Source organism: Streptomyces sp. NBC_00289, from assembly GCF_041435115.1.
Classification (GTDB): domain Bacteria; phylum Actinomycetota; class Actinomycetes; order Streptomycetales; family Streptomycetaceae; genus Streptomyces.
In genome coordinates, this window is sequence record NZ_CP108046.1 from 8151989 (window position 1) to 8165539 (window position 13551).

The following is a 13551-nucleotide window of genomic DNA, read 5'->3' on the forward strand; positions in this document are numbered from 1 at the left end:
ATCGAGTCACAACGTGATCAGGTGATCAGCGTATCCGCAGGCACGGACATCCCGTCGGCGGACGGTCCGAACCGCCCGCCGACGCGGAGGCAGCGGCGCATACAGGCCACTCCGGTGGCGCCGAATGCCAACTACGAGGCGCCGCGCACGTCTTCGCGAACGCGTTCCGCGATCTGCGGCGGCATCGGTTCGTGCCGCGCGTACGAGCGGTCGAACCGGGCGGTTCCGTGGGACAGCGAGCGCAGGTCGACGGTGTACCGGCCGATCTCGATCTCCGGCACCTCGGCCCGCACCAGGGTGCGGCCGCCGCTGGTCTGCTCGGTGCCGAGCACCCGGCCGCGCCGCCCCGACAGGTCGCTCATCACGGCGCCCACGTACTCGTCGCCGACCAGCACCGTCACCTCCGCCACCGGCTCCAGAAGGTGGATCCGCACGTCCGACGCGGCCTCCCGCAGCGCCAGCGCGCCGGCCGTCTGGAACGCGGCGTCCGAGGAGTCCACGGAGTGCGCCTTGCCGTCCAGCAGCGTGACCCGGACGTCGATGAGCGGATAGCCCGCGACAACTCCCTTGGCCGCCTGGGCCCTTACGCCCTTCTCGACCGACGGGATGAACTGGCGCGGCACCGCGCCGCCGACCACCTTGTCGACGAACTCGATGCCGGAACCGCCCGGCAGGGGTTCCACCTCGATCTCGCAGATCGCGAACTGCCCGTGCCCGCCGGACTGCTTGACGTGCCGGCCGCGCCCGCCGGCCTTGTCCGCGAACGTCTCCCGGAGGGACACCTTGTGCGGTACGACGTCGACCTGGACGCCGTAGCGGGTGCGCAGCCGCTCCAGCGCGACGTCGGCGTGCGCCTCGCCCAGGCACCACAGGACCACCTGGTGGGTGTTCTGGTTCTGTTCCAGACGCATGGTCGGGTCCTCGGCGACCAGCCTGCCGAGCCCCTGCGAGAGCTTGTCCTCGTCGGCCTTGCTGTGCGCCTGGATGGCGAGCGGCAGCAGCGGGTCCGGCATCTCCCACGGCTCCATGAGCAGCGGGTCGTCCTTGGCCGAGAGGGTGTCGCCGGTCTCCGCCCGGCTCAGCTTCGCCACGCAGGCCAGGTCACCGGCGATGCAGTGGGTGAGCGCCCGCTGCTGCTTGCCGAACGGCGAGGACAGGGCGCCGACGCGCTCGTCGACGTCGTGGTCCTCGTGTCCGCGGTCGGCGAGCCCGTGCCCGGAGACGTGCACCGTCTCGTCGGAGTGCAGGGTGCCGGAGAAGACCCGTACGAGGGAGACCCGGCCGACGTACGGGTCGGACGCCGTCTTCACGACCTCCGCCACCAGCGGCCCGTCCGGGTCGCACGGCTTCAGTTCGCGCGGCTTCCCGTCGACCGTGGTGACGCCGGGCGCCTCGCGCTCCAGCGGGGTCGGGAAACCGCCCGTGACCAGCTCCAGCAGCTCGACCGTGCCGAGCCCCTGCCGGGCGCCCTCGGCCGCGGGGGCGGCGGCCAGGACGGGGAAGAAGACCCCGCGCGCGACCGCCCGCTCCAGGTCCTCGACGAGCGTCCGTACGTCGACCTGCTCGCCGCCGAGGTAGCGGTCCATGAGGGTCTCGTCCTCGCTCTCGGAGATGATCCCCTCGATCAGCCGGTCGCGGGCCTCCTCGATCAGCGGCAGCTGGTCCGCGCCCGGCTCGGACTCCTTGCGCTCCCCGGTGGAGTAGTCGAACAGCTTCTGCGACAGCAGCCCGATCAGACCGGTCACGGGCGCGTGCCCGTCCGCTGCCTGCGGGCCGCGCAGCGGCAGGTACAGCGGCAGTACGGCGTCGGGGTCGTCCGCGCCGAAGGCCTCCGCGCAGATCCGCGTCATCTCCTCGAAGTCCGCCCTGGCCGCCTCCAGGTGGGTGACGACGATGGCCCGCGGCATGCCGACGGCGGCGCACTCCTCCCACACCATGCGGGTCGAGCCGTCCACGCCGTCCGAGGCGGAGACGACGAAGAGGGCCGCGTCCGCCGCTCGCAGACCGGCCCTCAGTTCCCCGACGAAGTCGGCGTAGCCGGGGGTGTCGAGGAGGTTGATCTTGATCCCGTCCCATTCGACGGGGACCAGGGACAGCTGCACCGAACGATGCTGTCGGTGCTCGATGTCGTCGTAGTCGGAGACGGTGCCGCCGTCCTCCACGCGGCCCGCCCGGTTCACCGCTTTCGCCGTGAGGGCGAGAGCCTCCACCAGCGTCGTCTTGCCGGATCCGCTGTGGCCGACCAGCACCACATTCCGTACGGACGCGGGGTGGTCGGCCGCCGTAGCCCTGCCGGCGGCTCCGGGGTGTGTGTTCGCCTTGTCGCCCATGGCCTTGCCTCCCGTGCACGGTGAGGTCTCTGTGGGCGCGGGCACGCGGATCCTTCCCCGGACAGACCTCGTCCGGGCCGGTAACGGCTCCGGTGACGCCCGCGGTCCTTCGAGCTTTCCACTCCCGTCACGGTGCGTCCATACGAAGGACGCGATCGCGCCGTGACCCGGATGCCGCGGGGACGTGACACGGGGGCCGGGTGCCCGTCCGCCGCCCGCACGCGGGCGTGACTACGATGGGCCAGCCGGTGGCCAGCAGGGGCCGCTCGGCCACACCGACCCTCGGGAAGGCCATGCTGAACAAGTACGCGCGTGCATTCTTCACGCGTGTCCTCACACCGTTCGCCGCGTTTCTCATCCGCCGGGGCGTCAGCCCCGACACGGTCACGCTGCTCGGCACCGCCGGCGTGATGGCGGGCGCGCTGGTCTTCTACCCCCGGGGCGAGTTCTTCTGGGGCACGATCGTCATCACACTGTTCGTGTTCTCCGACCTCGTCGACGGCAACATGGCCCGCCAGCTGGGCCGCAGCAGCCGCTGGGGCGCCTTCCTGGACTCCACGCTGGACCGGGTGGCCGACAGCGCGGTCTTCGGCGGCTTCGCCCTGTGGTACGCGGGCCACGGCGACGACAACGTCCTGTGCGCCGTCTCGATCTTCTGCCTGGCCAGCGGCCAGGTCGTGTCGTACACCAAAGCGCGGGGCGAGTCGATCGGCCTCCCGGTCGCCGTCAATGGTCTCGTCGAGCGCGCCGAACGCCTGGTGATCTCCCTGGTCGCGGCCGGCCTCGCGGGCCTGCACACGTTCGGCGTGCCGGGCATCCAGGTGCTGCTGCCGATCGCCCTGTGGATCGTCGCCGTCGGCAGCCTGGTCACGCTCATCCAGCGGGTCGTCACGGTCCGCCGGGAGTCCGCCGAGGCAGAGGCCGCGGAGGGCGAGCAGGACCCGCAGGGGAATCCGGCGAACGCCTCCCGGGGGAGTGAGGCGGCGAAGTGAGCGCCCAGGAGCGGCTCACCGACGCGCTCTACGGTCTCGGCTGGGGAGCGGTCAAGAAGCTTCCCGAGCCGGTCGCCGTCCGTCTCGGCCGGCAGATCGCCGACCTCGCCTGGAAGCGGCGCGGCAAGGGCGTGCGGCGGCTGGAGAGCAACTACGCGCGCGTGGTGCCCGACGCGAGCCCAGAGCGGCTGGCCGCGCTGTCCCGCGCGGGCATGCGCTCCTACCTGCGCTACTGGATGGAGTCCTTCCGGCTGCCCGCCTGGAGCGCCGAGCGCGTCAGGCAGGGCTTCGAGCCCAGGGACCTGCACCACCTGACCGACGGGCTGGCCTCCGGCCGGGGCGTGATCCTCGCGCTGCCGCACATGGCCAACTGGGACCTCGCCGGCGCCTGGGTCACCACCAGGCTGGAGACACCGTTCACCACGGTCGCCGAACGCCTCAAGCCGGAGACGCTCTACGACCGTTTCGTCGCCTACCGCGAGGGCCTCGGCATGGAGGTCCTGCCGCACAGCGGCGGCACCGCCTTCGGCACCCTGGCCCGGCGGCTGCGCGACGGCGGCCTGGTCTGCCTGGTCGCCGAGCGCGACCTGTCCGCCTCCGGCGTCGAGGTCAAGTTCTTCGGCGAGGCCACCCGGATGCCCGCCGGTCCGGCCCTGCTCGCCCAGCAGACCGGAGCGCTGCTGCTGCCCGTCACGCTCTGGTACGACGACTCGCCCGTGATGCGGGGCCGGGTCCATCCGCCGGTCGACGTCCCCGAGACAGGTACCCGGGCTGAGAAGACGTCTGTCATGACACAGGCGCTGGCCGATGCCTTCGCCACCGGGATCGCCGACCATCCGGAGGACTGGCACATGCTCCAGCGTTTGTGGCTCGCCGACCTGGAACCCCGCCCCTCGGACGGGGAGCGGCCGTGAGGATCGGCATCGTCTGCCCGTACTCCTGGGACGTGCCCGGCGGCGTCCAGTTCCACATCCGTGACCTCGCCGACTACTTCATCCGGCTGGGGCACGAGGTGTCGGTCCTCGCACCGGCCGACGACGACACCCCGCTGCCGCCCTACGTCGTCTCGGCGGGGCGCGCGGTGCCGGTGCCGTACAACGGCTCGGTGGCCCGCCTGAACTTCGGCTTCCTGTCGGCGGCCCGGGTCCGCCGCTGGCTGCACGACGGCGAGTTCGACGTCATCCACATCCACGAGCCCGCCTCGCCCTCGCTCGGCCTGCTGGCCTGCTGGGCCGCGCAGGGTCCGATCGTGGCCACCTTCCACACCTCCAACCCGCGCTCCAGAGCCATGATCGCCGCGTACTCGATCCTCCAGGCGGCCCTGGAGAAGATCAGCGCCCGGATCGCGGTCAGCGAGTACGCGCGCCGCACCCTCGTGGAACACCTCGGCGGGGACGCGGTGGTGATCCCCAACGGCGTCGACGTGGACTTCTTCGCCCGGGCCGAGCCCAAGCCCGAGTGGCAGGGCGAGACGATCGGCTTCATCGGACGCATCGACGAACCCCGCAAGGGCCTGCCGGTGCTGATGAGGGCCCTGCCGAAGATCCTCGCCGAGCGCCCGCGCACCCGGCTGCTCGTCGCGGGCCGCGGGGACGAGGAGGAGGCCGTCGAGTCGCTGCCGAAGGAACTGCGCGGGAACGTGGAGTTCCTCGGCATGGTCAGCGACGAGGACAAGGCCCGCCTGCTGCGCAGCGTCGACCTCTACGTGGCCCCCAACACCGGCGGCGAGAGCTTCGGGATCATCCTGGTGGAGGCGATGTCGGCCGGGGCCCCCGTGCTCGCCGCGGACCTGGACGCCTTCGCCCAGGTCCTCGACCAGGGCGTGGCCGGGGAGCTGTTCACCAACGAGGACGCGGACGCGCTCGCCGAGACCGCCGTACGGCTCCTCGGCGACCCCCGGCGCCGGGCGGAACTCCGCGAGCGCGGCAGCGCGCACGTCCGGCGGTTCGACTGGTCCACGGTCGGCGCGGACATCCTGTCGGTGTACGAGACGGTCACCGATGGGACGACGGCGGTGGCCGCCGACGAGCGGAGCACGGGACTGCGGGCGCGGTTCGGGCTGGCGCGGAACTGACGACGGCGGGGCCCGGCCGGGCGGGAGCCCCGCCCGGCGTGGGGCCCCGCGAGGACGTGAGCGCACCCCGGTAGCCTTGCCGCCCGTGACCGCAACCCTCATCTGGATCCTCGTCGCCCTCGTGGCGATCGGCCTGTACCTGAGCTGGACGGCGGGACGGCTGGACCGGCTGCACGTCCGGATCGACGCGACGCGCGCCGCCCTCGACGCCCAGTTGCTGCGCCGCGCGTCGGTGACGCAGGAGCTGGCCACCTCCGGGGTGCTCGACCCGGCCGCCTCCATCGTGCTGTACGAGGCGGCGCACGCCGCCCGGCAGGCCGAGGAGGAGCAGCGGGAGGTCGCGGAGAGCGAGCTGAGCCAGGCGCTGCGCGCCGTGTTCGCGGAGGCCCCGCAGGTGGAGGCGGTGCGGGAGGCGCCCGGCGGAGAGGCCGCCGCCCGTGAGCTGACCGAGGCGGTGCGCCGGGTGCCGATGGCCCGGCGCTTCCACAACGACGCGGTGGGGGCCGCCCGCAGGCTGCGGGAGCACCGCAAGGTGCGCTGGTTCCGGCTGGCGGGGCACGCGCCGTTCCCGATGGCGTTCGAGATGGACGACGAGTCGCCGGCCGCGCTCGCGGACCGGGCCTCCTAGCTGCGGGTTCCCGGCTGGTGGCCGGAAAACGATCCACCGCCTTTCCATTGGCCCTTGCTGTGGACTGGTCCTCTCGCGTTTCCTCGGTGATGCAGAAGCCCTTTTCCCCTCAGTGAGGTCACCCGTGTCCAGCACGTTCTCCGAAAACCAGGCCCCCGCGACCGGCACCGCGCGCGTGAAGCGCGGTATGGCCGAGCAGCTCAAGGGCGGCGTGATCATGGACGTCGTCAACGCCGAGCAGGCGAAGATCGCCGAGGACGCGGGCGCCGTGGCCGTCATGGCCCTGGAGCGGGTCCCGGCGGACATCCGCAAGGACGGCGGCGTGGCCCGCATGTCGGACCCGAACATGATCGAGGAGATCATCGAGGCCGTCTCGATCCCGGTCATGGCGAAGTCCCGCATCGGTCACTTCGTCGAGGCCCAGGTGCTGCAGTCCCTGGGCGTCGACTACATCGACGAGTCCGAGGTCCTCACCCCGGCCGACGAGGTCAACCACTCCGACAAGTGGGCGTTCACCACCCCCTTCGTCTGTGGTGCCACCAACCTCGGTGAGGCCCTGCGCCGCATCGCCGAGGGCGCGGCCATGATCCGCTCCAAGGGCGAGGCCGGCACCGGCAACGTCGTCGAGGCCGTCCGTCACCTGCGCCAGATCAAGAACGAGATCGCCCGGCTGCGCGGCTACGACAACAACGAGCTGTACGCCGCCGCCAAGGAGCTGCGCGCCCCGTACGAGATCGTCAAGGAGGTCGCCGAGCTCGGCAAGCTCCCGGTCGTCCTGTTCTCCGCCGGTGGCGTGGCCACCCCCGCCGACGCCGCGCTGATGCGCCAGCTCGGTGCCGAGGGCGTCTTCGTCGGCTCCGGCATCTTCAAGTCCGGCGACCCGGCCAAGCGCGCCGCCGCCATCGTGAAGGCGACCACCTTCTACGACGACCCGAAGATCATCGCGGACGCGTCCCGCAACCTCGGCGAGGCCATGGTCGGCATCAACTGCGACACCCTCCCCGAGGCCGAGCGCTACGCCAACCGCGGCTGGTAATCACTCATGACCGAAGCACCTGTCATAGGCGTCCTGGCCCTCCAGGGCGACGTACGGGAGCACCTCGTCGCCCTGGCCTCGGCCGACGCCGTGGCCAGGCCGGTGCGGCGTCCCGAGGAGCTCGCCGAGGTGGACGGCCTGGTCATCCCCGGTGGCGAGTCGACCACCATCTCCAAGCTGGCCGTCCTCTTCGGTGTCATGGAGCCCCTGCGCGCACGCGTGCGCGCCGGTATGCCCGTCTACGGCACCTGCGCGGGCATGATCATGCTCGCCGACAAGATCCTCGACCCGCGCTCGGGCCAGGAGACCGTCGGCGGCATCGACATGATCGTGCGCCGCAACGCCTTCGGCCGACAGAACGAGTCCTTCGAGGCGGCGGTCGACGTGGACGGCGTCGCGGGCGATCCTGTAGAGGGCGTTTTCATCCGGGCCCCCTGGGTGGAGTCCGTCGGCGCCGCGACCGAGGTGCTCGCCGAGCACGCCGGCCACATCGTCGCCGTCCGCCAGGGCAACGCCCTCGCCACGTCGTTCCACCCGGAACTGACCGGCGACCACCGCGTGCACGGCCTCTTCGTCGACATGGTGCGCGCGAACCGGACAGCGGAGTCCTTGTAGGATTCCCGGGGTCCCCCCAGACTTCCCAGACTGGGGGAGTTCGTACGGGATGGGTTACGCGAAGGAGACAGGCAGATGTCCGGCCACTCTAAATGGGCCACGACGAAGCACAAGAAGGCCGTGATCGACGCCAAGCGCGGCAAGCTCTTCGCGAAAATGATCAAGAACATCGAGGTCGCGGCTCGCACGGGTGGCGCCGATGTGTCCGGCAACCCGACGCTGTTCGACGCCATTCAGAAGGCCAAGAAGAGCTCGGTCCCGAACAAGAACATCGACTCCGCGGTCAAGCGTGGCGCCGGTCTCGAAGCCGGTGGCGCCGACTACGAGACGATCATGTACGAAGGTTACGGCCCGAACGGTGTCGCGGTGCTCATCGAGTGCCTCACCGACAACCGCAACCGCGCCGCCTCGGACGTTCGCGTCGCCATGACCCGCAACGGCGGCTCGATGGCCGACCCGGGTTCCGTCTCGTACCTCTTCAACCGCAAGGGCGTCGTGATCGTCCCCAAGGGCGAGCTGGCCGAGGACGACGTCCTGGGCGCCGTCCTGGACGCGGGTGCCGAGGAGGTCAACGACCTCGGCGAGACCTTCGAGGTCATCTCCGAGGCCACCGACCTGGTCGCGGTCCGCACCGCCCTCCAGGACGCCGGCATCGACTACGACTCCGCCGACGCCAACTTCGTCCCGACCATGCAGGTCGAACTCGACGAAGAGGGTGCCCGGAAGATCTTCAAGCTGATCGACGCCCTCGAGGACAGCGACGACGTGCAGAACGTCTTCGCCAACTTCGACGTGAGCGACGAGGTCATGGAGAAGGTCGACGCGTAACGCGCCGCGCGCTGCACCGGTTGACCGGGCCGACGGGACACACCCCCGTCGGCCCGTCGCCGTGTCGGCCGTTGTCGGTGGCACCCGATAGCCTGCACGAACAGGAGATCGACGGGAGGGGGCGGGGTGCGCGTACTCGGTGTGGACCCGGGACTGACCCGGTGCGGTGTCGGCGTCGTCGAGGGCGTTCCCGGGCGACCGTTGACCATGCTGGGCGTCGGCGTCGTACGCACGCCCACGGACGCCGAGTTGGGCCTGCGCCTGGTCGCCGTCGAGCAGGGCATCGAACAGTGGCTGGACGAGTACCGCCCCGAATTCGTCGCCGTCGAGCGGGTGTTCAGCCAGCACAACGTACGGACCGTGATGGGCACCGCCCAGGCCAGCGCCGTCGCCATGCTCTGCGCCGCCCGCCGCGGCATTCCCGTCGCCCTGCACACCCCCAGCGAGGTCAAGGCCGCCGTCACCGGCAGCGGCCGCGCCGACAAGGCCCAGGTCGGCGCGATGGTGACCCGGCTGCTGCGGCTGAGCGCCCCGCCGAAGCCCGCCGACGCCGCCGACGCCCTCGCGCTGGCCATCTGCCACATCTGGCGCGCCCCCGCCCAGAACCGACTCCAGCAGGCCGTCGCCCTGCACGCATCGAAAGGCCGTACGGCATGATCGCCTTCGTGAGCGGCCCGGTCGCCGCCCTCGCCCCGGACTCCGCGGTGGTCGAGGTGGGCGGGATCGGCATCGCCGTCCAGTGCTCGCCGAACACTCTCTCCGGGCTGCGGATGGGCCGGCCGGCCAAGCTGGCCACCTCCCTCGTCGTCCGCGAGGACTCACTGACGCTGTACGGCTTCGCGGACGACGACGAGCGGCAGACCTTCGAGCTGCTCCAGACCGCGAGCGGCGTCGGCCCGAGGCTCGCCCAGGCGATGCTCGCCGTCCACGCGCCGGACGCGCTGCGCCGGGCCGTCGCGACCGGTGACGAGAAGGCCCTCGTCGCCGTTCCCGGCATTGGCAAGAAGGGCGCCCAGAAGCTGCTCCTGGAGCTGAAGGACCGGCTGGGTGAGCCGCTCGGCGCACCCGCTGTCGGTACGGCGGTCACCTCCGGCTGGCGCGACCAGCTGCACGCCGCCCTGATCGGCCTGGGCTACTCGACCCGCGAGGCCGACGAGGCCGTCACCGCGGTCACCCCGCAGGCCGAGGCGGCCGAGGGCGCCGTGCAGGTGGGCCAGTTGCTCAGGGCGGCCCTGCAGACGCTGAACCGAGCCCGCTGAACCGACCGCGCCGTCACGGGGGCGCGGGGCACCGCGCACGCCGTGCCCGCCCCGGGGAGGCACCGGCACCCCGGCCGATCGCCCCGCCCGGCGAGCCACCGCAAGGAGAACCGCAGTGAACTGGGACGACACGACCGACAGCTCCGCCGCCGAGCGGCTCGTCGGCGCGTCCGCCGACGGTGAGGACCAGGCCGTCGAGGCCGCCCTGCGGCCCAAGGACCTGGGCGAGTTCATCGGCCAGGAGAAGGTCCGTGAGCAGCTCGACCTGGTCCTGCGGGCCGCACGCGCGCGGGGTGCCACCGCCGATCACGTCCTGCTCTCCGGCGCTCCCGGTCTGGGCAAGACCACCCTGTCGATGATCATCGCGGCCGAGATGGGCGCCCCCATCCGGATCACCAGCGGCCCCGCCATCCAGCACGCCGGTGACCTCGCGGCGATCCTGTCCTCCCTCCAGGAGGGCGAGGTCCTCTTCCTCGACGAGATCCACCGCATGTCCCGGCCCGCCGAGGAGATGCTGTACATGGCGATGGAGGACTTCCGCGTCGACGTCATCGTCGGCAAGGGCCCCGGCGCCACCGCCATCCCCCTCGAACTGCCTCCCTTCACCCTGGTCGGCGCCACCACGCGCGCGGGCCTGCTGCCACCCCCGCTGCGCGACCGCTTCGGCTTCACCGCGCACATGGAGTTCTACGAGCCCGCCGAGCTGGAGCGGGTCATCCACCGCTCCGCGAACCTGCTGGACGTGGAGATCGACACCGACGGTGCCGCGGAGATCGCCGGCCGCTCCCGTGGCACGCCCCGCATCGCCAACCGCCTGCTGCGCCGCGTACGCGACTACGCGCAGGTCAAGGCGGACGGGCGGATCACGAAGGGCATCGCCGAGGCGGCCCTCGCGGTCTACGAGGTCGACGCCCGCGGTCTCGACCGGCTCGACCGGGGCGTGCTGCAGGCACTGCTGAAACTGTTCGGCGGCGGACCCGTCGGCCTGTCCACGCTCGCCGTCGCGGTGGGGGAGGAGCGGGAGACCGTGGAAGAGGTGGCCGAGCCCTTCCTCGTCCGGGAGGGACTGCTGGCCCGTACCCCGCGCGGGCGGGTCGCCACTCCCGCGGCCTGGGCGCATCTCGGCCTCACCCCGCCACGTGCGGCAAACGGGGGAAACGGACAACAGGACCTGTTCGGGGCGTGACGGCGAGGGCATTGGCCCGGTCAGGAACCCAGGTGCCATGCTGAGCGTTGTTCCTTGCGCGCGGACTCGCTTAGACTCCGCCGATGCCGCCTCTCTCGGCGGTATACATACCCCCATCCATCAGGCCGCCGTCCACCGCGGTCGTGCGAAGGAAATGCCGTCCCGTGAATATCACCATGCTCCTCCCCTTCATCGTGCTCATCGGGGCCATGTTCCTCATGACCCGCTCGGCCAAGCGCAAGCAGGCGCAGGCCGCCGCGATGCGCAACGAGTTGCAGCCCGGCAGCGGCGTCCGCACGATCGGGGGCATGTTCGCGACGGTCAAGGAAGTCAACGACGAGACGGTCCTCCTCGACGCCGGTCCGGGTGTGGAGCTCGTCTTCGCCAAGAACTCGATCGGGGCCGTCCTGTCGGACGACGAGTACAACCGCATCGTCCACGGCGTCGAGCACGACCTGAAGTCGGACACCGACCTCGTCCCGGACGACGCCTCCTCCCTCACCGGGACCGACGACTCCGTCGACGACGCTGCTGCCGCCTCCGACGACAAGTCCGTCGACCTCGGCAAGAAGGAGACCGCCGAGGACGAGGCCGAGGACAAGGCGGAGACCGCTGCCGACCCGACGGCGGAGGAGCCGGCCGCCGAGGCGAAGACGGGCGACGAGCCGAAGAAGACCGACGGCGAGTCCGGCGCGAAGTAACCGCATTCCCGGGCGCGCGGACCTGTTCCGCGAGCCCCGGTCGATGCGCAGCTCGCACGGGATCCCGACACCATGTCATGGCCGCCCGCCCGCAGATCCGGCGCGCGGCGGCCCGAGAGGGAGTACGAGAAGGTGGCAGCACCTAAGAAGGGCCGGAGCGCGAGCGCCCAGAGCAAGCCGTGGCGCTCGCTGGCCCTCATCCTGATCGCCATCGTGGCGCTCACCGGCGGGATGTTCGCCTCCGGGCACACCACTCCGCGCCTCGGCATCGACCTTGCCGGCGGTACGAGCATCACGCTCCGGGCGGTCCCGGAGAAAGGCCAGGAATCCGCGATCAACAAGACCAACATGAACACAGCGGTCGACATCATGAACCGCCGTGTCAATGGTCTTGGTGTCTCGGAGGCCGAGGTTCAGACCCAGGGCGACAAGAACATCATCGTCAACATCCCCAAGGGCACGAACTCCAAGGAGGCCCGGGACCAGGTCGGTACCACCGCCAAGCTGTACTTCCGCCCGGTGATCGCCACCGAGGTGAGCGGCGGCGCCGCGACGCCCACCCCGTCGCCGAGCGCCTCCAGCAGCGCCTCGGGCAAGGCCACCGACAAGGCGACCGACAAGGCCGGCTCGTCCGCGTCACCCTCCACCTCGGCGTCCCCGTCGGCGTCCGCCAGCACGCAGGGGCGCGCCGTCACCGACGCCCTGAAGGCGGACAGCTCCCCGTCGGCGAGCAGCTCGGCCGCCGCGAGCGGCTCCCCGACCCCCAGCGCCAGCGCCTCCGTCGACCCGGCGACCGCCAAGCTCCAGGCGCAGTACGCGGCGCTGGACTGCAGCAAGAAGTCGGTCCGCAGCACGGCCGGCAAAAACGCCAAGGCCACCGAGCCGACCGTCGCCTGCGGCCAGAACTCGGGCGGCCAGTGGCAGAAGTACGTCCTCGGCGCCGCCGCTGTCGACGGCACGGACGTCAAGAAGGCGCAGGCCGTCTTCAACACGACGACCGCCGCCGGCTGGACGGTCACCATGGAGTTCACGAACAAGGGCAGCAAGAAGTTCGGGGACATCACGGGCGAGCTGGCGAAGAACCAGCAGCCGCAGAACCAGTTCGCGATCGTCCTGGACGGTGAGGTCGTCTCCGACCCGTCCGTCAGCCAGGCGCTCACCGGTGGCAGCGCGGAGATCTCCGGCAGCTTCGGTCAGCAGGAGGCCCAGAGCCTCGCCAACATGCTGTCGTACGGCGCCCTGCCGCTGACCTTCAAGGAGGACAGCGTCACCACGGTGACCGCCGCCCTCGGTGGTGAGCAGCTGCACGCCGGTCTGATCGCGGGCGCGATCGGCCTGGCCCTGGTCGTCATCTACCTGCTGATCTTCTACCGCGGTCTGTCCGTCATCGCGATCCCCTCGCTGCTGGTCTCCGCGGCCCTCACCTACGTGATCATGGCGCTGCTCGGCCCGGCCATCGGCTTCGCGCTGAACCTGCCGGCCGTCTGTGGCGCCATCGTCGCGATCGGTATCACCGCGGACTCGTTCATCGTGTTCTTCGAACGCATCCGGGACGAGATCCGCGAGGGCCGCTCGCTGCGCCCCGCCGTCGAGCGGGCCTGGCCGCGTGCCCGGCGCACCATCCTGGTCTCCGACTTCGTGTCCTTCCTCGCCGCCGCGGTGCTGTTCATCGTCACCGTCGGCAAGGTCCAGGGCTTCGCGTTCACGCTCGGTCTGACCACCGTGCTCGACGTGGTCGTCGTCTTCCTCTTCACCAAGCCGCTGATGACGATCCTCGCCCGCAAGAAGTTCTTCGCGAACGGCCACAAGTTCTCCGGCCTCGACCCGAAGGCACTCGGCGCGAAGCCCCCGCTTCGCCGCACCCGCCGTCCGGCCGCCCCCGTCGACCCGAAGGAGGCGTGA

At 71.2% G+C, this 13551-nt stretch carries 13 protein-coding genes; 12 read left to right on the forward strand and 1 reads right to left on the reverse strand.

The genetic code is table 11. From position 1 onward, the window contains the following. Window positions 1–131: 131 nt before the first annotated feature. Window positions 132–2330: an elongation factor G-like protein EF-G2 gene (locus tag OG985_RS36925; RefSeq protein WP_371674598.1), complete on the reverse strand. Its 2199-nt coding sequence runs from the start codon at window positions 2328–2330 to the stop codon at window positions 132–134. 236 nt (window positions 2331–2566) lie between these two features. Between OG985_RS36925 and pgsA the strand changes: the two genes are divergently transcribed. The 12 genes from pgsA to secD all read left to right on the forward strand — a co-directional run bounded on the left by pgsA (window position 2567) and on the right by secD (window position 13551). Beyond that, window positions 2567–3322 carry a phosphatidylinositol phosphate synthase gene (gene pgsA / locus OG985_RS36930; RefSeq protein ID WP_371674599.1) on the forward strand — a complete coding sequence of 252 codons (756 nt, stop codon included), beginning with the start codon at window positions 2567–2569 and terminating at the stop codon, window positions 3320–3322. Beyond that, window positions 3319–4236 carry a phosphatidylinositol mannoside acyltransferase gene (locus OG985_RS36935; RefSeq protein WP_371672721.1) on the forward strand — a complete coding sequence of 306 codons (918 nt, stop codon included), beginning with the start codon at window positions 3319–3321 and terminating at the stop codon, window positions 4234–4236. The genes pgsA and OG985_RS36935 overlap by 4 nt, the downstream gene beginning before the upstream one ends. Then, entirely contained in the window at window positions 4233–5396 is a 1164-nt protein-coding gene (locus tag OG985_RS36940; protein ID WP_371672722.1) for a glycosyltransferase family 4 protein, read from the forward strand. Before OG985_RS36935 ends, OG985_RS36940 begins: the two co-directional genes overlap by 4 nt. 85 nt (window positions 5397–5481) lie before the next feature. After that, window positions 5482–6024, forward strand: a complete 543-nt coding sequence (locus OG985_RS36945) for a hypothetical protein (protein WP_371672723.1) — start codon at window positions 5482–5484, stop codon at window positions 6022–6024. A gap of 124 nt (window positions 6025–6148) precedes the next feature. Then, window positions 6149–7060, forward strand: a complete 912-nt coding sequence (pdxS, locus tag OG985_RS36950; protein ID WP_371672724.1) for a pyridoxal 5'-phosphate synthase lyase subunit PdxS — start codon at window positions 6149–6151, stop codon at window positions 7058–7060. 6 nt (window positions 7061–7066) lie between these two features. Next, window positions 7067–7675 carry a pyridoxal 5'-phosphate synthase glutaminase subunit PdxT gene (gene pdxT, locus OG985_RS36955; protein ID WP_371672725.1) on the forward strand — a complete coding sequence of 203 codons (609 nt, stop codon included), beginning with the start codon at window positions 7067–7069 and terminating at the stop codon, window positions 7673–7675. Window positions 7676–7750: 75 nt separating this feature from the next. Next, window positions 7751–8503 carry a YebC/PmpR family DNA-binding transcriptional regulator gene (locus tag OG985_RS36960; protein WP_371672726.1) on the forward strand — a complete coding sequence of 251 codons (753 nt, stop codon included), beginning with the start codon at window positions 7751–7753 and terminating at the stop codon, window positions 8501–8503. 126 nt (window positions 8504–8629) lie between these two features. Then, window positions 8630–9160: a crossover junction endodeoxyribonuclease RuvC gene (gene ruvC, locus OG985_RS36965; RefSeq protein WP_371672727.1), complete on the forward strand. Its 531-nt coding sequence runs from the start codon at window positions 8630–8632 to the stop codon at window positions 9158–9160. Further along, window positions 9157–9762, forward strand: coding sequence for a Holliday junction branch migration protein RuvA (gene ruvA / locus OG985_RS36970; protein ID WP_371672728.1), 606 nt, complete (start codon window positions 9157–9159; stop codon window positions 9760–9762). Before ruvC ends, ruvA begins: the two co-directional genes overlap by 4 nt. A gap of 115 nt (window positions 9763–9877) precedes the next feature. Beyond that, window positions 9878–10948: a Holliday junction branch migration DNA helicase RuvB gene (ruvB, locus tag OG985_RS36975; RefSeq protein ID WP_371672729.1), complete on the forward strand. Its 1071-nt coding sequence runs from the start codon at window positions 9878–9880 to the stop codon at window positions 10946–10948. 176 nt (window positions 10949–11124) lie between these two features. Next, window positions 11125–11649, forward strand: a complete 525-nt coding sequence (yajC, locus tag OG985_RS36980; protein WP_371674600.1) for a preprotein translocase subunit YajC — start codon at window positions 11125–11127, stop codon at window positions 11647–11649. A gap of 132 nt (window positions 11650–11781) precedes the next feature. After that, window positions 11782–13551 carry a protein translocase subunit SecD gene (gene secD, locus OG985_RS36985; protein WP_371672730.1) on the forward strand — a complete coding sequence of 590 codons (1770 nt, stop codon included), beginning with the start codon at window positions 11782–11784 and terminating at the stop codon, window positions 13549–13551.